Below are 19824 nucleotides of genomic sequence, written 5' to 3' on the forward strand. Positions count from 1 at the left end.
CAAATACATATATATGTCTTCTAAAAGAAAAATAACCGTAGCCTACGGAGATGGTATTGGACCAGAGATTATGAAAGCCACCCTCAATGTATTGGAGGCTGCCGGCGCTCAGATTGAAACTGATGTCATTGAAATAGGTGAGCAGGTTTATTTGAAAGGGATTAGCTCGGGCATGGAACCGAGTGCTTTTGAATCTCTAAAGGAAACAAAGATTTTTCTAAAAGCCCCGATTACCACTCCCCAAGGAGGCGGTTTTAAGAGTTTGAACGTGACCACCAGAACTTCTTTCGGGCTTTTTGCCAATGTGAGACCATGTAAGGCTTATTCTCCTTACATCAAAACGCATTATCCTAAAACTGATTTGGTAATCATCCGAGAAAACGAAGAGGACCTTTACGCCGGAATTGAGCACCGCCAAACACAAGAAGTGGTGCAAAGCTTGAAGCTGATATCCAGACCGGGTTCTGAGAAAATCATCAGATATGCCTTTGAATATGCCAAAAAATACGGCCGTAAGAGGGTAACCTGTATGACTAAGGACAATATCATGAAGTTGGCCGATGGTCTTTTCCACAAAACCTTCCTTGAAGTTGCTAAGGAATATCCTGAAATCGAAACGGATCATAAGATTATCGATATCGGGTCAGCCTTGATTGCTGAAAGACCAGAGATGTTTGATGTGATTGTGACTTTGAACCTTTATGGTGATATCATTTCTGATATTGCTGCACAGGTGACAGGTTCTGTCGGACTTGGTGGCTCTGCAAACGTAGGTGAAGAAGTAGCCATGTTTGAAGCGATCCACGGATCTGCTCCAGATATTGCCGGAAAGGATATGGCAAACCCATCTGGATTATTGAACGGTGCCATCATGATGTTGGTGCATATCGGTCAGCCAGATGTAGCTGAGAAGATTGCCAATGCCTGGATGAGAACTTTGGAGGATGGTATCCACACTGGAGATATTTACCAGGAAGGACTTTCTACCAAGAAGGCAGGTACGCAGGAGTTTGCTCAAGCCATAATTGACAGACTGGGGCAAAAGCCTCAGAATATGGATGCGATAGCTTTTGATAAGTCTGCGACCGAACCGATGAATATAAAGGTTTCCAAAAAAGAAAAAGCCAAAAAAGAGCTTATTGGAGTAGACGTATTTGTAGAGTGGGATGAAGAAGGAAGAGACCCAAATGCTCTTGGAGACAAACTTAGAAAAGCCGATGCTGATGGGTTGAAACTTCAACTTATCACTAATAGAGGTGTGAAAGTGTACCCTGGAGGAATGAGAGAAACCTTCTGCACCGATCACTGGAGATGCAGGTTCCTTACTTCAAACCAGGATACTGTTACCCATACCCAGCTCTTGGACCTTTTGAAACAAGTGGAAGGACTTGGTTTTGACTTCATTAAAACTGAGAATCTATACACTTTTGATGGAGAAAGAGCCTATTCTTTATCACAAGGAGAGTAAGCTTTAAAATAAAGTGAAGTTAAAAAAGCCAGAAGCAATTCTGGCTTTTTCTGTTTTGCCGGTCATAGTTAGGTTTAGTTTTTGTATTAGTATTGAGACAGATCTAATAATAGCTTAACATGAATAAGATAATATATTTATTTGCTTTGATAGGGTTGATTTTTACAGCCTGTAATAATGACGATGAAGTCCCTGCTGGTGTGACCATTGAGGGAGAATGGAGAATTTCGCGAGTGGATTATCAGGGTTTTCCTGAAGATTTTGATGAGGAGGATGAGGAATTTTGGGAGACCACCTATGTGTTTGGAACGGACAACCGCTTCACTAAAATCACCAATCGGCCTGGAGCCGGAGGGGAAGCTTCCGGCACTTACAGCAGGACTCAGCCAGATTCTGAGCTAGACCTTGATGAGGTGGAGGGGTATTACTCCTTAAGTTTTGAGACTGGCGGTGAAATAGTGGAATCTTGCGGCAGCCAGACGGCAGAAATTTTTACATTGATGCACACAGGTGAGTTAATCAATGAATTGGCTCCTTGTGATGGACCAAATCTTTATTATACGAAAGTAAACTAAATTGGGAGGTTAATCCTCCCAAACCGTTTTCAATACTTCTTCCGCCAGATCTACCATATCAAACTCATGTGGTGAGTTTCTGTTGGTGAGGATAATTATGCTTAAGTTTTTGGAGGGGATGCGGTAGAAAATGTTTCTGAAGCTAGTGGTGCTGCCGGTGTGGTATACTACCTTTTCATTTTCCCATTCCTTGATGTGCCATGCAATGCCATATGGGATTTCTTTCCCATCATTTAGTTTTCCGCGGGTGAAGGTCTGCTCAATCAATTCTTTCGACAATACTTTTCCTTCATAAAGATTCTTATCCCAGATCAATAAGTCCTGGAAATTGGAGTAAATGCCTCCATCACCCAGAACAGCGCTTGTGCTGCTCTGGTCTCGCCGATACCATTCCCCGTCTTTTTTATCGTAACCATATGCTCGATTGTTGACGTGGTTTTCACCTTTCACATGAGCTACGGTATTCTTCATTCCCAAAGGCTGAAAAATGTTTTCCTCCAAATACTCCGGAAATGTTTTGCCGCTATACTTTTCGATCATTACTGCCAATAGGGCATAGGCGGTATTACTATATCGGTATTCTTCTCCTGGTGCAAAGTATACCTTATCTTGCTGTTTGGTCAAATCGAGTACTTCTTCATCCATCACCTGATGAATCATCGCAGTATCCGGCACAAATTCCTCATAATCCCAAAGCCCTGAAGTATGATTAAGTAAGTGGTGAACCTTGATGTTCTTTCCATAATCTGGAAAATCCTCAAATACCTCATTTAAAGACCAATTCATATTGATTTTATCTTGTGCAGCAAGCTGTAAAATAGCGGTGGCTGTAAATTGCTTGGAAACAGAGGCTAGCCTGAAATTGGTTTGAGCATCCACCTTACGGCCGTCTTCCAAATTTGCTAATCCAAACCCTTCCTGAAAAATTAATTCTCCATCCTTAATTATTGCCACTGAAGCTCCTGGTTGCTCTCCGTGGTAATTTTTAAATATAGACTCTATGTTAGCTTTATCTTGAGCGTATGAAACGATAGCAATAAAAAGCATTAAAAAGGTTAAGTAGGGAAATTTCATATTTTTGGGTTTTGTAAAGGTCCAGTCTAAAATATAGATAAGCTTGGTCAAAAAAAAAACTCCTCAGTATTACTACTAAGGAGTTTTATATAATCGGTTTACGGTCTCCCTTTTCCAGTCTTGAAATTAGCTCAATTGCTTAGCCACTCTGTTTCTCTCGTTTTCATCCAAATGAATTTTTCTCATTCGGATGGTTTTTGGAGTGATTTCAAGGTATTCATCCTTTTGGATGTATTCCATGGCCTCTTCCAAAGAGAATTTCTTAGCAGGAGCGATTCTGGTGTTGTCATCAGAACCAGAAGCTCTCATGTTGGTAAGTTTCTTACCTTTTTGAACGTTAACAACTATGTCATTGTCACGGCTATGCTCTCCGATTACTTGACCGCCATAAAGCTCTTCTCCTGGATCTACGAAGAATACACCTCTGTCCTGAAGTTTGTCAATGGCATAAGCAGTACACTGACCACCTTCCATAGAGATGATGGATCCACTGTTTCTACCCGGGATAGGACCTTTGAATGGCTCATAAGCTGAGAATCTGTGGTTCATGATCGCTTCACCTTGTGTTGCGGTCAAAACGTTGTTTCTCAAACCTATTAGACCTCTTGAAGGGATTCTGAATTCAAGGTGCTGAAGGTCGCCTTTAGGCTCCATGACCAAAAGTTCACCTTTTCTTTGGGTGGCCAATTCAATCACTTTTCCAGAAGTTGTATCCGGTACGTCCACTACCAATGTCTCGATTGGTTCAAGTTTCTGACCGTCTTCTTCTTTGAAGATAACCTGAGGCTGTCCTACCTGAAGTTCATAACCTTCTCTTCTCATCGTTTCGATCAAAACTGACAAGTGAAGGATACCTCTACCGTACACCAAGAACTTGTCTTCGTTGTCAGTAGGCTCTACTCTCAAGGCAAGATTTTTCTCCATTTCCTTGAAAAGTCTGTCTCTCAAGTGACGGGAAGTAACGAATTTACCTTCTTTGCCGAAGAACGGAGAGTTGTTGATAGTAAACAACATGTTCATCGTAGGCTCATCGATGGAAATTCTTGGAAGTGGCTCAGGGTTTTCCAATGCGGCTAAAGTATCTCCGATTTCAAAATCTTCAATTCCAGTTACTGCACAAATGTCACCTGCGGTTACTTCTGTTACTTTATGTTTTCCAAGACCTTCAAATACATGAAGTTCTTTAACTTTTACTTTTTTGATGCTTCCGTCAGCTTTGCAGAGAGAAAGTTGTGCACCTTCAGTGACAGAACCTCTTTTTACTCTACCAATAGCGATTCTTCCCACAAAGTTGGAGTAATCCAAGGAAGTGATCTGCATCTGCAATGAACCTTCTTCAATTTTTGGCTCAGGGATGTGCTCAATGATGGCATCCAAAAGTGGAAGGATAGAGTCTGTTGGGTTTTGCCAGTCAGGACCCATCCAGTTGTTTTTCGCAGAACCGTACATGGTCACGAAATCAAGTTGCTCTTCAGTTGCGTCCAAGTTGAACATCAAATCAAATACTGATTCATGGACTTCGTCTGGACGACAGTTTTCTTTATCTACCTTGTTTACAACAACGATAGGGGTAAGGCCAAGGTCAAGGGCCTTGCCTAATACGAATCTCGTCTGAGGCATTGGACCTTCAAAAGCATCCACCAAAAGGATAACTCCATCAGCCATTTTCAACACACGCTCTACTTCACCACCGAAATCGGCGTGACCAGGGGTGTCAATGATGTTGATTTTATGTTCTTTGTAACGGACAGAAACGTTTTTGGAAAGAATGGTGATACCTCTTTCTCTTTCTAGGTCATTATTATCTAAGATCAGATCGTCGAACTGTTGGTTCTCACGAAAGATTTTTGAAGCATGGATGATTTTATCAACCAAGGTAGTTTTTCCGTGGTCAACGTGTGCGATTATCGCGATGTTACGAATACTCTGCATGATAGGTTATTAAATTGAAGGTGCAAAAGTAAGAATAAAATTTCGATTAATTTAGTTCCCCTCTTGTATGTCAGCAGAATATATAGGTGTTTATAACAAAAAATAATTCCCTTAAGCTTAAAATTTAATTAGGTATGTACCCTTGATTTACTCCTAAGGCAAAAAAAGAGGGGTTGGTTTGGAACCGACCCCTTTTAAAAGCATAACAGAAATTTAATTTTAAATTCTGTATTTCTCTGTCTTTTCATCCATGGATACCCCACTATCCTTGCGGGCATGGATTCTATAAAATATCAACACTTCTTCCGCACCGGCGTTGAATACTGCTTGTTGGGCGTGCAAAGCTACCTCCATAAGTTTTTCTTGAGGTCCTTCCATGACGGTTTCAAATGGTGTCACTTCGTATTTTACCCCTGATTCCTGAATTACCTCGATGGCTTTGTCTACCAGGTCATACGCTTCTTGTGATTTGCTTTTGGGAATGATCTGTAGCCCAAGATTAATAGATTCCATAGTATAATTATGTGTTGTGGTTAGTTAATTTTTAGAGAACAAAAAAGCAAGTTTTTACTTGCCAGTACCAAATTTAACAATTTTTCGGCCAAGAACCTTTGGATAGGTTAATCATTAAATTGACTCATGGTCATATTGATGCCAATGGTACAAAAGCCTTTGACCATATCAGCTGCCTTATCCATGAATATAGGTAATTCGTCGATCTCCTGCTGGGTCCATCTGCCAAGTACATAATCCACCTGTCTTCCCTTCGGGAAATCATCCCCGATACCGAACCGGAGTCGGGCATAATTCTGTCCGCCGGTGAGCTCCTCAATACTTTTTAGTCCATTGTGGCCGGCTGAAGAGCCCTTGCCGCGCATTCTGAGCTTACCAAAGGGCAAGGCAACATCATCAACGATGACTAGCACGTTTTCCTTCGGGATATTGAGTTCCTTCATCCAGTAATTGACAGCCTTTCCACTTAAGTTCATGTAAGTGGTTGGTTTGATCATGTGGATGTGGCGGCTTTTGAATTTGAAATCAGAAGTGAAGGCCAGTCTGTTGCTCGACCAGGAAGCCCCCTCTTGGTCGGCAATTCTGTCCACGGTCAAAAAACCCACATTATGCCTAGTCAGCTCATATTCCGGCCCGATGTTTCCCAGGCCAACGATTAGATATTTCATTTTGATGTCGGATGTCGGATGAGGGATGTCGGATGATGGATGGACCTTACATCGGTCATCCGACATCGGACTTCTAGCATCCGTTAACAAAAAATCCTGCCTCGGCGAAGAGGCAGGATCTTATGATGTGATATTGGTTTATTAAGCTTCAGCTTCAGCTTTTTTACCTCTTAGCGCTCTTGGGATACCGATGGTAGCGATAGAAACGTTAGGATTAGTCAAGATTTCAAAACCTTCAACCTTTACTTCAGAAACCTTTACAGATTTACCTAGATCAAGGTGAGTAATGTTTACGGGGATATAATCAGGAAGATCGTGAGCAAATCCTTTTACAGAAAGCGTTCTGGCTTTCATTTCCAATTTACCACCTTTTATGATACCTGGAGAAGAACCTTCGATTTTCACCGGGATGTCCATTTTGATAGCCTTGTTGTCGCTGAATGCCAAGAAATCAGCATGCAACAACACGTCACTCACTGGGTGGTATTGAGCTTCTCTTAAGATAGCTTTAACTTTGATCCCTTCGATGTTAAGGTCCACCATGTGAACGTCTGGAGTATAAATCAAGTCCTTGAAAAGGATGGCAGGAGCGTGGAAGTGAACCTGCTCTTTGATGCCAGGACCATAAACCACACAGGGTACGCTTCCTTCTTCACGGATTTGAGTCAATTCCGACTTGTCGAGATTTGCTCTTTTAAACCCTATAATCTCTAATGATTTCATAATAGTTTGTTTAGATATATTTATTTAATAAAATTCTTAAATGAATAGAGAACTGATTGAAGTATTGCCCGTCACCGCGTGGATGGTTTTTGCAAATAAATCTGCTACTGTCAATACTTTGATTTTTGAAGACTCCTGTCTCAATGGAATAGTGTCAGTGATGACCAATTCTTCCAAAACGGAATTTTCAATGTTCTCGTAAGCCTTTCCGGAAAGTACACCGTGGGTTACCACCGCTCTTACCGATTTGGCTCCTTTTTCCATAATGATCTGAGCTGCTTTACACATGGTGCCGGCGGTATCGATCAGGTCATCTATAAGGATCACATCTTTGCCTTCAACGTCACCGATCACCTGCATGGAAGCTACTTCATTGGCTCTTTTTCTGTGCTTGTCACAGACTACCATTTCCACTTCAAAATGCTTGGCATAAGATCTTGCTCTTCCTACACCCCCTACATCAGGAGCTGCGAAAATAAGGTCTTTCAAACCCAGGCTTTTCAAATAGGGCACAAAGATAGCTGAACCGTTCAAATGATCCAAAGGAATGTCGAAAAATCCCTGTATCTGGCCTGCATGTAGGTCACAAGTGATGATTCTGTCCGCGCCTGCAGAGGTGATCATGTTGGCTACAAGCTTTGCAGCGATCGAAACTCTAGGTTTGTCCTTTCTGTCCTGACGTGCATAGCCGTAGTAAGGTACTACAGCGACTACTTTATAGGCGCTGGCTCTTCTGGCTGCATCGATCATCAAGCAAAGCTCCATGATGTTGTCAGCTGAGGGCATGGTGGATTGGATCAAGAACACTGTGCAGCCCCTTACGGACTCGTCGAAGCTAGGCGAAAGTTCACCATCAGAAAATTTGGAAATGGTAAGCTTGCCCAAGTCCTTGCCGTACAGCTTGGCAATGTTTTTAGCAAGTTTGTGGGATTGGGTTCCGGAGAAGAGTTTGACCTCGGTCATGGTTTGAGTTTTTACGCGGGTTGAAGTATTTGTTAACGTGGTACAAATGTAACAAAAATTGGTTTTAAAGGGAATTTAAATTCTGCTTAAAGAATTTTGTTTGGAGGTCACGTTATAAAAAGGGACACGGAGTTTGGCGGAGTTAAAAATAGAGTTTCACGGAGTTTATTTAATATATAATCTTTGCGCTTCTCTGGTCCTTTGCGGTTTAAAATTTCCGTAACAAAAAAAATCCGAAGCTGAAAGTATCAACTTCGGATTGGATTGTTGACCCACTAGGGCTCGAACCTAGACTCTTCTGAACCAAAATCAGACGTGTTGCCAGTTACACCATGGGTCAGTAATTATTACGTTATGGGAGCGTTTTCCTTAACGGTGACACAAATGTAGGGGGTCTTTTCTTTTAATGCAAATCCTGCCAAAAACATTTTTATGCCTTTTGGCCTAAAATACTAAATCTCAGGCCGAAAAATTCACAGTTTTTTTCCAAAAACTGAAACCTTCCATTTCCTTATATGAACGGTCGCCATTAAACACCGATTTTATTTGCTGGAGTAAATTCCATTGGGCTTGCCCGAGCCTTTCTTCAACTTGCAGTTTCATTTCAATACCTATTGGACCTGGAAGAAGAAAGATGAGAGGAATTTTATTTGCATTGGCCCTAACTTTTGCGGCCATTTTTCAAACCCTTGCTCAAGGAGAGTTTAAAGGGACAGTGATTGATCAAGAGGATGGAGAGCCTGTTTTTGGAGCTTACGTTTTCCTTAAAGATAAGGAGGGAGAGACCCTCAAATCAGCCGTTACAGATTTTGACGGAAGCTTTGCCCTAAGCAGACCCACGCAAAAAGAATTTGTCCTGGAGATTTCCTATGTGGGGTACCAGACGCTAAGAAGAGAATTAACCTCCGATAGCAATGGCAATCTTGGTGAGATTCAGTTGATAAATGACGGGCAACTGATGGATGCCTTTGAGTTTGAAGCTACCGTTTTGGCAGGGGAAGTAAAGCGGGATACCGTGGCGTTCAACGCTTCGGCTTATAAAACCAGACCGGAAGCTGACGCCGATGAACTGGTCAGGAAAATGCCAGGTGTGATTATTCAGGATGGCACTATTCAAGTCCAAGGTGAGAACGTGGAGGAGATTCTAGTGGATGGTAGACCATTTTTTGGAGACAATCCTGCAGCAGCGCTTAAAAACCTTCCAGCAGAAGTGATCGATAAAATTGAGTTCCTTGACCGTGTGGGCGATGAGGCTCAGTTGACTGGGTTTGATGACGGAGAAACCATCAAAACCATAAATATCATTACCAAAAAGGGTAGGAGAGCTGGGCGTTTCGGTAAGTTTTATGCCGGATACGGAACGGGCCAAAACTATATGGCCGGAGGAAACATGAATTTCTTCAATGAAGCCCAACGTTTCACCATCCTTGGGTTAAGCAACAATATCAACCAGCAAAATTTTTCTTCCGATGAAATGGCCGGTGCCATGGGTAACAATAATAACAGGAGGGGTGGGAATGATATGGAAGTAGGACAATTGCCCGGAATCACTCGGACCAATGCTATAGGCTTAAATTTTTCTGATGAATATCAGGAAGGAAAACTCAAAGTGTCTGGAAGTTATTTGTTCAACCACCGTGACAATGTACTGAATAGAAATTCATCCCGCGAATATGTTTTGCCAAATGACAGCCTTCAACTTTATACGGAAACCCGTAGCAATCAGCAAGAGTTAGAAAGCCACAGGTTCAACATGAGAATTGATTATGATATAAATGACAAACACGGGTTGATTATTCGACCTAGAGCCAGTTTTGACCAGGCCAATTCTGTTAATCAACTTGTAGCGACCAATTTGATCGACAGCCAAACACCCATAAGTGGAACCACTAACACGACTACCACGCAGAGGGAAAACTTCAACTTTGGTAATTCTTTGACCTACCGATACAGGTTTAACAAGCGTGGAAGGACTTTTTCTACCAATATTTATACCGGTTCTTTCAACAACCAAAACCAGTCTGACCTGGTAGCGGTGAATCAAAACTTCAACAACCACAGCTTGGACAGCTTGATCCAGTTTTCGGACAATACGGCTCGAGGCTTCAATTATAATGTCAATTTCAGCTACACAGAGCCTTTGGGAGAAAAATCCCAATTGAGGTTCAATTATAGAGTCAGAAACAACATCAGTAGTACTTCTCAACAAGTATTGAGACAAGAGCAAGAGACTTCCATTATCAGACTTGATAGCATTCTATCCAATAATTTTGAAAACACCTACCAGACTCAAAGTGCAGGTTTAGGGTATAGATATAATAATGAGAAATTACGGGTTTTTGCCAATCTTCGATATCAAAGAGCAGATATTGACAGTGACAGAACCTTCCCGAATTTCGAAAACACACAGCGGGATTTCGGTAACGTGTTGCCAAGAATGGTTATCAATTACAGCTTCAGCGATATCAGTAATCTGAGGTTTGATTATAACACCAACACTAACCCTCCGGCTATCCGCCAACTTCAGGACGTGTTGGACAACTCTAATCCACTGCAGATCTCAAACGGTAACCCAAATCTAAACCAGGAGTATAGCCACCGGATTTTTACCCGATTTAGAAGGATTAATCCTGAGACCAACAGGTCCTTCATGGTGTTCTTCTTTGGGAATATTATCCAAGATTTCATAGGGAACGAAACCTTCATTGCCTCTGAGGATACCTTTATCCAAGGTGACGTATTGCTTCGCCAAGGTGGTCAATACAATCGTCCTGTCAATTTGGATAACTATTGGGTGACTAGAACTTACGTGAGTTATGGTTTCCCATTGTCCTTTATGAAAAGTAACCTAAACATCAATTCCAATGTAAGAATCAACAACCGTCCAGGTGTGATAAACGGGCAGAAAAACAACAATACCAATACCATGTTTGGTCAAGGATTCGTACTGAGCAGTAATATCAGTGAGCGGGTGGATTTCAACATTTCTACCAATGGTAATTACAACATGGTCAGAAGCAGCCTTCAGGAAAGTTTAAACAATAACTTTTTTGAGCAAAGAAATAGGTTTGATCTGTTTTGGAATTTTGCAGGCGGGTTTTTCTTCAGCAATAATATAAATCACCTGATGTATTCGGGATTGGGTGAAGACTTTGATCAGAACATCTGGCTTTGGAACATGGACTTCGGTTTTCGGTTTCCTCCAAGCCGAAAGGCTGAAATCAAGTTGACCGTATTCGATTTGTTGAACCAAAACTTAAGCATCAATAGGAATGTGACGGATGTGTTTGTGGAGGACGTAAGAACCCAAGTGCTTCAGCAGTTCGTCATGCTCACTTTTACTTACAACCTTCGCCGGTTTGGTGGAGTCAATATGGACCTCTAAATGTTTATTAGAAAGAGTCACTAGATTCTTAACGCGCATCTTCTTCGCTTTTTTCCGAAGGAGATGCGAAGGAGATGTGGATATGATATAAAATAAAAGTGGCTGGCTCCTCATTGGGGCCAGCCACTTTTATTTTAGGCTTGGTGGGATTCTACCCATTTTCTAGCGTTGACAAAGGCCTCTACCCATGGGGTGATTTCGTCGCATTCGTGACCGCTGCCGTAATACGGCCAGTTCCAAGGGAAAAGGGAGCGCTCAATGTGTGGCATGATGGCCAAATGTCTGCCATCCTCAGAAGCAATACCGGCCACGCTGTGGTCCGAACCGTTTGGAGCGGCTGGGTAAGCATCGTAGCTATAGCTCATACTGATGTTATAAGCGTCTTTTCCTTCAGGAAGGTAGAACTTACCTTCACCATGTGCCACCCAAACCCCAAGTCTTTGGCCAGCCAGTGATTTGAACATCACGGTGTTGTTTTCAGGGATATTAACATTCACGAATCCAGATTCAAACTTATGGCTGTCATTGTGAAGCATTTTGGCTTTCTTTTCGTGCTCAGACGTGATCAAGCCAAGCTCAACCATCAACTGGCAACCGTTGCAGACGCCAAGGCTAAGGGTGTCTTTTCTTGAATAGAAGTTATCCAATGCTGCTTTTGCCTTTTCGTTGTAAAGGAAGGCGCCAGCCCAGCCTTTGGCAGAACCCAATACATCGGAATTGGAAAATCCACCGACGAACACGATCATGTTGACATCTTCAAGGTTTTCTCTTCCAGCGATCAGGTCGGTCATGTGGACGTCTTTTACGTCAAAACCTGCCAACCAAAGCGCATAAGCCATTTCACGGTCGCCGTTTACACCTTTTTCACGGATGATGGCAGCTTTCTTGCCGGATTTTGACTCTCGGAACTGATCCAATTGGAATGAATCCATCTTTCCGTTCCAGTCATTGGCAAATTGATAGCTTAATGGCTGATTTTTATAATTGTCAAATCGCTGCTTGGCAAGCTCTTTCCCACTTTGCTGCTTGTCTAATAGATAGGAAGACTTATACCAGATGTCACGATAGGTCTTAACATCAAGGTCAATATCAATCCCATTTAAATGTACTTTTTGATCTAATGTGACATCGGCAAGCGATAGGTACTTGACACTATAATTGTCCAATACCGCCCTTACCTTTTCCATGTTGTTTACTTGGATAAGCACACCCGGATTTTCAGCAAACAAGGCCTTTATAAGGTCTCTTTCTGCTAATCTTTCCAATTTGACATTCAAGCCACACTGATTGGTAGGGAAGGTCATTTCGAGCAAAGCAGTAAGAATCCCGCCCGATGAAATGTCGTGTCCGGCTAAAACTTCACCTTTATCGATGAGTTTTTGTACAGTCATGAAGGCTTTTGCAAAATAAGTACTGTCCTTAACGGTAGGGACTTCATTTCCAACCTGATTGAGTGTTTGGGCAAAACTACTTCCGCCTAACTTAAAATCATCCTGGCTGAAATCTATGTATAAAACCCTCGATCCTTTCACCGGCTGCAGATCAGGGGATACGATTTTTTTGATGTTTGAGCATTCTCCGATTGAACTGATGATGACAGTACCTGGAGAATATACCACTTTGCCGTCAGGGTATTTCTGCGTCATGGAAAGGGAGTCTTTTCCGGTAGGGATGTTCACTCCAAGCTCGAGCGCAAAATTACTGACAGCTTCCACTGCTCTGTAAAGGCGGTCATTTTCGCCTTGGTTTTTGGCAGGCCACATCCAGTTAGCGCTCAGGGAAACGCCGCTGAGTCCTTCTTCAATAGGGGCCCACACCAAGTTAGTTAATGCTTCGGCGATGGCGAGTCTTGAACCAGCTTCAGGATCTGCCAAGGCTGCCACTGGAGCATGTCCGATTGTGGTGGCTATACCCTTATTTCCGGTGAAATCAATAGCCATCACAGCCACGTTGTTCAGAGGAAGCTGGATAGGGCCGGTGGTCTGCTGCTTGGCAACCCGGCCGGTTACAGAGCGGTCTACTTTATTGGTGAGCCAGTCTTTGCAAGCTACGGCTTCTAATTGAAGCACGGCTTCCAAATATTCGGTCAAATGACTGGTCTGGTAAGAAACCTCGCCAAAAGTGAAGGTCGTGGATTTGTCTTCCAGGATAGTTTTTGGCGAGCTGCCAAACATGTGGCCCAAATTCCAGTCAACGGGTTTTTCTCCGGTTTTGGAATGCTCAAACTTGAAGTGCATATCACCGGTAGTTTCACCAACTACATAGAAAGGTGCTCTTTCCCTCTCTGAAATATTCTTCAAGGTCTCCACGTCTTTTTCATGGATTACCAAGCCCATTCTTTCTTGGGATTCATTTCCAATAATCTCCTTGGCGGAAAGGGTAGGGTCTCCTACTGGAAGTTTCTCGATATCGATTGTACCACCGGTTTCTTCCACTAACTCAGAAAGGCAATTCAAATGGCCTCCTGCGCCGTGGTCGTGGATGGATACGATTGGATTGTTGGGGTTTTCGGCCATGGCGCGGATCACGTTCATGACCCTTTTCTGCATCTCAGGATTAGAGCGTTGCACGGCATTAAGCTCTATGGAGTTGCTGAATTCTCCCGTGGCTACGGAAGAAACAGCGCTGCCGCCCATCCCGATTCTATAATTATCCCCGCCCATGATGACTACCTTGTCACCTTTGATTGGGGTGTTTTTTAAACTGTAAGGGGCACGGGTAAAGCCCACCCCGCCTGCCAACATGATCACTTTGTCAAAGCCAAAATGCATGTCGCCTTCTTCATGCTCAAACGTAAGCACACTACCGCTGATCAAGGGTTGGCCAAACTTGTTTCCAAAATCACTGGCACCGTTTGAAGCTTTGATCAGGATATCCATTGGCGTTTGGTAAAGCCATTTTCTTTCCGGTAGATTTTTTTCCCAACTTCTTCCTTCGGCGGTTCGGGGGTAAGAAGTCATGTAAACAGCTGTGCCCGCCAATGGAATTGACGCGGTACCGCCAGCCATTCTGTCCCTGATTTCACCGCCAGTTCCTGTTGCTGCTCCGTTAAAGGGCTCCACGGTGGTGGGAAAATTATGGGTTTCAGCTTTTAGGGAAATTACTGTATCAATGTTCTCTGTATTGAAAAAGTCGGCAGTTTCCTGATTGGTGGGGGCAAATTGCTGGGCTTTTGGGCCTTTTACAAAAGCCACGTTATCCTTATATGCGGATACGATCCGGTTTGGATGCTCCTGAGAGGTTTTTTTGATCAACTGAAAAAGTGTATGTGGCTTTTCCTGACCATCAATTACGAAGGTGCCATTGAAGATTTTGTGACGGCAATGCTCAGAGTTGACCTGGCTGAATCCAAAAACCTCGCTATCGGTAAGTGGTCGCCCAAGATCTTTGCTTACCCCATTCAAATAATCCACTTCTTCCTCACTCAGTGCCAGACCTTCCGATTTGTTGTAGGCTGCTATGTCCTCAACAGACTTTACCGGCTCCGGCTTTATATCTATAGTGAAAATATCCTGACCCAACCCGTCATATTTGGACTGAAGCATGGGGTCGATTTTTCCGTTTTCATCCAAAGGATTAAATTCCTCGATTCTAATTATCCCATCGATGCCCATGTTTTTGGTGATTTCCACCGCATTGGTGGCCCATGGGGTGATCATTTCCTTGCGGGGACCAGCAAAAACACCAACGATTTTAAGATCATCTATGTGTTTGGCTTCACCGAAGAGCCATCTTAGCTTGTCGTAATCAGGTGTGGATAATTGTTGCTGGGCTTCCAGCGCGTAGATTTTGGAATCTTGGGATTGGAAAAAAAGAATCATATCCTGGTTTAATTGGATGGGTTTTTAAGAAGGAGCAAAGGTAATCAATTGGAGCGTAAAAAATTAAATATTGATAAGGAAGAATTGTGCAGAAAAAAACCAGCCTTTATCTAGGGCTGGTTGATGGGGTGGTGCTTGGCGGTGTCATTTGTTCCTCAGTGGAAAAACCTGCTTGATATAGAATGATCAGGCAAAGAATTTCAAATACGATCAAAACGAAAAGCGACGGCAGGGCAAAAATAACCGAAAGAAAGCCCACGCCAATTAAAACGCCTAGAATACCAGTGCTCAGAAACAGCGTTCCTGACTGTTTTCTTTCATTGATAAATCCAAGACCAAACAGCACATATAAAGCTCCGAAGACGATGGCTTCTATTGGTAAATATTCGGGCATAGCTTCCCCGAGGATAAAAAACTTGTAAAAATCCACAACAGTAAATATGAGCACTCCAAAGGCAAGTAGCACAGCTGAAATTTGCAAAAGCAGGTTTCCAAATTTTATACCCATCTGGAAGAACCCATACATAAAGATAGAGAAGCCAATTAATACGATAAATTTAATGGTGGAGTAAAGAAATCCGTTTACACTTTCCCCACCATAAAAAGTAAAATCCAACATGAATTCGACCATCGTGGTGATAAGGTAAATCATTCCGGCAAAAAATGCCAGTTGAAACCATTTGGGGTCAAGTGATATTTTTGCTGTAAGCTTAGAGTTCGGGATTTCTTCCTGTCGTATCTCCAATGCTTCCATTATAGCTTTTAAGGTAAAGGGGCGGGGAGAAACTTCTCCGGCTTCAATCCTTTGGAGGGTACGCACATTGAGTGAGCATTTTTCGACAAGTTCTTCTTGTGTCAAACCCTTAGCTTTTCTCCATTCTTGGATTTGTTGTCCTAGCTGTGGCTGTTTCATTTTAAAATAGTTTTTGATGTCCATGGCAAGTTGGAGAAAAAGAGAGAAATTTAAGGAGAATTTATAGCGGAATTAACCCGACATTTGCACGACAAATGGTCAATTTAATAATTAATGGCGATATTTGCCCAAATTTTTTCTCATCATGCCTACTCCTATCCAATATCGCGGACTAGAATCCGAACTGGAATTTCAGACCTCCAAAAGCAGCGGTCCCGGTGGGCAGCATGTCAACAAGGTCGAGTCCCGCGTCACGCTCCGTTTTAATGTACTTCAATCCATTTTGCTCAATGAGGAGGAAAAAGCCCGATTACAGAAAAGGCTTTCGCTAACCAAGGATGGGGAACTGATCATTAACAGCCAGGAGTCCCGCTCCCAGTTGAAGAATAAGAAGATTGTTATCTCGAAGTTTTACGAAACGCTCAGGGAAGGATTGGCGAAAAAGAAAATTCGAAAAGCCACCCGGCCATCCAAAGGAGCGGTGAAGAGAAGGCTAGAGGCCAAGAAGCAGCATTCTCAGAAAAAGGAGAATAGGGGTAAAGTGGATTTTTAGGAAAAGCTTGTACTAAGTAACGCTGACGTAATAAAAATTTAACCAATTAAAAAACTCAGGAAACTTTGAACTCTTCAAAAGTTTCCTGAGTTTTGCAGTTTAAAATAAAGCTGCAATTGGAGACTAGAGAGAAAATAATAGAAGTGACCACGGAGCGGATTGCGAAGTTTGGGGTGCGGAGCGTCACCATGGACGATATTGCTCGGGCCGCTGGAGTTTCTAAGAAGACCATTTATCAGGAATTTGGTGACAAGGAGCAGTTGGTGTATGATGTATTTACTGCTGAACTGGACCGGGACGCTGAAATAGTGGAAGGTTTTTTTGGGCAACCGGGAGGGGTGATCAGCCACCTTATCAAATTAAGCAAATTCATTCGGGATACTTTTACCAATATGCATCCCATGGTGCTCAACGAGATACAGCGATATTATCCACGCTGTTGGCAGCAGTTTGAGAAGTTTAAAGAGGAGCATGCGCTGAGCAGTATTGTCAAATTGCTGGAAAATGGGAAGGAAGAAGGCCTATTCAGGAAGGAGATCGACAGCGAGATTCTGGGCCAGCTCAGGATGGAGCAAATCGGCATTTCTTTCGACCCGCAGATCTTCCCGCCGGACAAATTCAACATGCTTGACGTACAGATGCAATTGTTTGACCTTTTTCTATACGGGATACTCACCCAAAAAGGGATCAAAATCTATCAGGAAAAAATGAAACATCAGGATTTAGAATTATGAAGAGAATTTTAAAATATATCTTTTTAGGAATATCAGCCCTCTTGATCCAGTTTAACAGCTTTGGTCAGGACAGGTTTGAGTTTAGTTTGGAGGAGAGTATTCGCTTTGCTCTTGAAAACAATGTGGAGGTGAAAAACGCTCTTCTAGATAATGCGGCAGCCAAAGCAACTATTAGTGAAACCAGGTCAGAAGGGCTACCTCAAATTAACATTAATGGAGGAGCAATTCATAACATGATTATACCAATAACCCCTTTGCCTGCAAATGCATTCAATCCTGAGGCGCCTCCAGGTGAATTTATACCGATACAGTTTTCACCTGCCTATACGGCAAATCTGACGGGGACTGTTACCCAAATGATATTTAGCGGATCTTATTTTGTAGGATTACAGGCAGCCAAAACTTTCAGGGAGTTGTCTGATTTTGATAGGGTTAAAACTGAGATCGATGTAGTAGAAAGTGTCAAGAAAGCTTATTATTCAGTGTTGGTGAACGAGGAGCGGGAAGAGCTTATTAATGCCAATAAAATCAGGATAGAGGCCTTATTAAAAGAAACAACTGTTCTTTTTGAAGAAGGATTTGCAGAAAGGATTGATGTGTCTAGGATTAAAGTGCAATTAAATAACCTTAAAACCGAACTGGACCGGGCAAGAACAGCCACTGATGTCAGTAAGCAATTGCTAAAATTACAGATGGGTATGCCCATGAACACCGATCTAATTTTAGAGGATAAAATATCAGTGTTGGAGGATGATTTTGAAATAGAAGTTTTGCTGCAGGAGCAGGGACAAAGGCGCATAGAAATAGATCAGGTAGAAACTACTTTGAAACTGGCCAACTTAGACTTGAGAAATAACAAGGCGCAGTATTTACCCCGTCTTGATGCCAATTACACGTATCAACGCAATACATTCGGAGGAAGTGTAGCTGACCTTACTAGGAACAATTGGTTTCCTGGGTCAATATTAGGAGTTACATTACAAATACCGGTATTTGATGGGCTTTTGAAGGCTTCAAGAATTCAGCAGAATAGAATCCAGGTCAGGCAATTAGAAAATCAAAGAGATTTTACTCGTGATAATATAGAATTGGAAAGGTTTCAGTCTAGAGCTAATCTGATAAACAGTCTAAATACCTTAGAGGTGCAGAAGGAAAACCGCGAACTGGCAGAAGAAGTATTTAACATTGCCAGGATCAAATTTCAGGAGGGGGTAGGTTCCAATTTAGAAGTAGTGGAAGCCGATGCGGCCTTAAAAGAAGCCGAAACCAATTATTATTCTGCGCTGTATGATGCGGTGATTGCCAAAGTCGATCTGGAAAAAGCCCTTGGAATCCTTAAATAAACTGTGAACACTATTTTAATTATGAAGACATATTCAAAATATTTTATTGTAATGCTTGGCCTATTGGCTTTTAGCTGTGACCAAAATGGGGGTAACTCTGAGGTGGACGAGAAAAAGCAGGAGCTTGAAAATTACAAGAAAGAAGCCGGTGAGTTGAAGTTGAAAATCGATGAACTGGAAAGGGAAATCGCAGCCTTGGATCCCAGCTTTGCGCGATCTGAGCGAAAATCGGTTCTAATCACCACTGTAGAGCCAGAGGTAGGTACTTTTCAGCATTTTGTGGAGGTGACGGGGTCCGTTATGTCCAAGAAAAATGTTAACATATCTGCCGAAGTAGGTGGCCGCATCCAAGAAGTCCCAGCAATAGAAGGGATGAGGGTACGCAAAGGCCAGGTTATCGCCAGAATCGACGATGAATCCGCCAGAAGGAATGTGGCTGAAATAGAAACCCAATTGGAGTTGGCAAGGACAGTTTATGAAAAGCAAAAGCGTCTTTGGGACCAGCAGATAGGTACTGAAATGCAGTATCTAGAAGCCAAGAACAGAAAAGAAAGCTTGGAGAAAAACCTGGAAAGCATTCGGCTTCAAGAAGACAGGGCTACAATTGTGGCTCCATTTGACGGCACTGTGGAGGAAGTAATGGTGAGAACCGGTGAGCTTGTGCAGCCTGGATCGCCGATTGTCAATTTCATTGGTGAGAGTGATCTGTTTATTGAAGGTGACGTGTCTGAGCGATATGTTGGCATTTTGAGCCAAGGAGATTCTGTGGAAGTTAATTTTCCTTCTCTAAGAAAGAACTTCAAGACTAAGGTGACTGCGGTAGGCTCGGTTATTAATCCTAATAACAGAACATTTAAGGTTGAGGTCTTTTTGCCAAGATTGGAAAATGTGAAGCCGAATATGCTTTCCACTTTAAAAATCATGGATTATGAAAGCTCTACGGCTATTACAGTACCTACCCACCTTATCTTACAGGATAACAAAGGAGAATATGTATATGTGGTGGAAAACAGTGTTGCCAGAAAACAATACATCCAAAGAGGTATGACCTTCAGTGAGAGAACAGAAGTTCTTGATGGCCTTACGGGGGAAGAAACCTTGGTAGACAAAGGTTTCCGTGAAGTTGGGGACAATTTTAAAGTGAATATTTCAGCCTAAT

General features: G+C 42.5%; 15 protein-coding genes and 1 tRNA gene. 7 read left to right on the forward strand and 9 right to left on the reverse strand.

Annotated features, from left to right (window positions below):
* Positions 1-13: 13 nt before the first annotated feature.
* Together FPL27_RS07410 and FPL27_RS07415 are read left to right on the forward strand one after the other, a co-directional pair.
* The gene (locus tag FPL27_RS07410; RefSeq protein WP_143960486.1) at positions 14-1468 is read left to right on the forward strand and encodes an NADP-dependent isocitrate dehydrogenase; all 1455 of its coding nucleotides are present in this window, start codon (positions 14-16) and stop codon (positions 1466-1468) included.
* A gap of 119 nt (positions 1469-1587) precedes the next feature.
* Positions 1588-2043 (forward strand): hypothetical protein, encoded by a 456-nt coding sequence (locus FPL27_RS07415; protein WP_143960487.1) that lies wholly within the window; start codon positions 1588-1590, stop codon positions 2041-2043.
* 9 nt (positions 2044-2052) lie between these two features.
* Here FPL27_RS07415 and FPL27_RS07420 read toward each other — a convergent pair whose 3' ends face one another.
* The 7 genes from FPL27_RS07420 to FPL27_RS07450 form a co-directional block, all read right to left on the reverse strand.
* Positions 2053-3117: a serine hydrolase domain-containing protein gene (locus FPL27_RS07420; RefSeq protein ID WP_235893387.1), complete on the reverse strand. Its 1065-nt coding sequence runs from the start codon at positions 3115-3117 to the stop codon at positions 2053-2055.
* A gap of 126 nt (positions 3118-3243) precedes the next feature.
* The gene (gene typA, locus FPL27_RS07425) at positions 3244-5049 is read right to left on the reverse strand and encodes a translational GTPase TypA (RefSeq protein WP_143960488.1); all 1806 of its coding nucleotides are present in this window, start codon (positions 5047-5049) and stop codon (positions 3244-3246) included.
* 219 nt (positions 5050-5268) lie between these two features.
* Entirely contained in the window at positions 5269-5562 is a 294-nt protein-coding gene (locus FPL27_RS07430) for a thiamine-binding protein (protein WP_143960489.1), read from the reverse strand.
* 107 nt (positions 5563-5669) lie between these two features.
* Positions 5670-6230 (reverse strand): aminoacyl-tRNA hydrolase, encoded by a 561-nt coding sequence (pth, locus tag FPL27_RS07435; RefSeq protein WP_143960490.1) that lies wholly within the window; start codon positions 6228-6230, stop codon positions 5670-5672.
* Positions 6231-6371: 141 nt separating this feature from the next.
* On the reverse strand, positions 6372-6953 hold the full coding sequence (locus FPL27_RS07440; RefSeq protein ID WP_143960491.1) for a 50S ribosomal protein L25/general stress protein Ctc: 582 nt from the start codon (positions 6951-6953) through the stop codon (positions 6372-6374).
* Between the two features lie 36 nt (positions 6954-6989).
* Positions 6990-7916 carry a ribose-phosphate pyrophosphokinase gene (locus tag FPL27_RS07445; protein WP_143960492.1) on the reverse strand — a complete coding sequence of 309 codons (927 nt, stop codon included), beginning with the start codon at positions 7914-7916 and terminating at the stop codon, positions 6990-6992.
* Between the two features lie 267 nt (positions 7917-8183).
* Positions 8184-8256 (reverse strand) — tRNA-Gln (locus FPL27_RS07450).
* Between the two features lie 294 nt (positions 8257-8550).
* Here FPL27_RS07450 and FPL27_RS07455 point away from each other — a divergent pair.
* Positions 8551-11301, forward strand: coding sequence for a TonB-dependent receptor (locus tag FPL27_RS07455; protein WP_143960493.1), 2751 nt, complete (start codon positions 8551-8553; stop codon positions 11299-11301).
* Between the two features lie 134 nt (positions 11302-11435).
* Here the strand turns inward: FPL27_RS07455 and purL are convergent, their stop codons facing one another.
* Both purL and FPL27_RS07465 read right to left on the reverse strand, forming a co-directional pair.
* A complete protein-coding gene (purL, locus tag FPL27_RS07460) occupies positions 11436-15122 on the reverse strand; it encodes a phosphoribosylformylglycinamidine synthase (protein WP_143960494.1) in 3687 nt (1228 codons plus the stop codon).
* A 106-nt stretch (positions 15123-15228) separates the two neighbouring features.
* The gene (locus FPL27_RS07465) at positions 15229-16035 is read right to left on the reverse strand and encodes a helix-turn-helix domain-containing protein (protein WP_143960495.1); all 807 of its coding nucleotides are present in this window, start codon (positions 16033-16035) and stop codon (positions 15229-15231) included.
* A gap of 145 nt (positions 16036-16180) precedes the next feature.
* Here FPL27_RS07465 and arfB point away from each other — a divergent pair, with 145 nt between their 5' ends.
* From arfB to FPL27_RS07485, 4 genes are all read left to right on the forward strand, one after another.
* On the forward strand, positions 16181-16588 hold the full coding sequence (gene arfB, locus FPL27_RS07470; RefSeq protein WP_143960496.1) for an alternative ribosome rescue aminoacyl-tRNA hydrolase ArfB: 408 nt from the start codon (positions 16181-16183) through the stop codon (positions 16586-16588).
* 92 nt (positions 16589-16680) lie between these two features.
* Entirely contained in the window at positions 16681-17322 is a 642-nt protein-coding gene (locus tag FPL27_RS07475) for a TetR/AcrR family transcriptional regulator (protein ID WP_262712079.1), read from the forward strand.
* The gene (locus tag FPL27_RS07480; protein ID WP_143960497.1) at positions 17319-18665 is read left to right on the forward strand and encodes a TolC family protein; all 1347 of its coding nucleotides are present in this window, start codon (positions 17319-17321) and stop codon (positions 18663-18665) included. Before FPL27_RS07475 ends, FPL27_RS07480 begins: the two co-directional genes overlap by 4 nt.
* 21 nt (positions 18666-18686) lie before the next feature.
* Entirely contained in the window at positions 18687-19823 is a 1137-nt protein-coding gene (locus tag FPL27_RS07485) for an efflux RND transporter periplasmic adaptor subunit (RefSeq protein ID WP_143960498.1), read from the forward strand.
* Position 19824 lies beyond the last annotated feature (1 nt).

This window comes from Litoribacter populi (assembly GCF_007483685.1).
Classification (GTDB): domain Bacteria; phylum Bacteroidota; class Bacteroidia; order Cytophagales; family Cyclobacteriaceae; genus Litoribacter; species Litoribacter populi.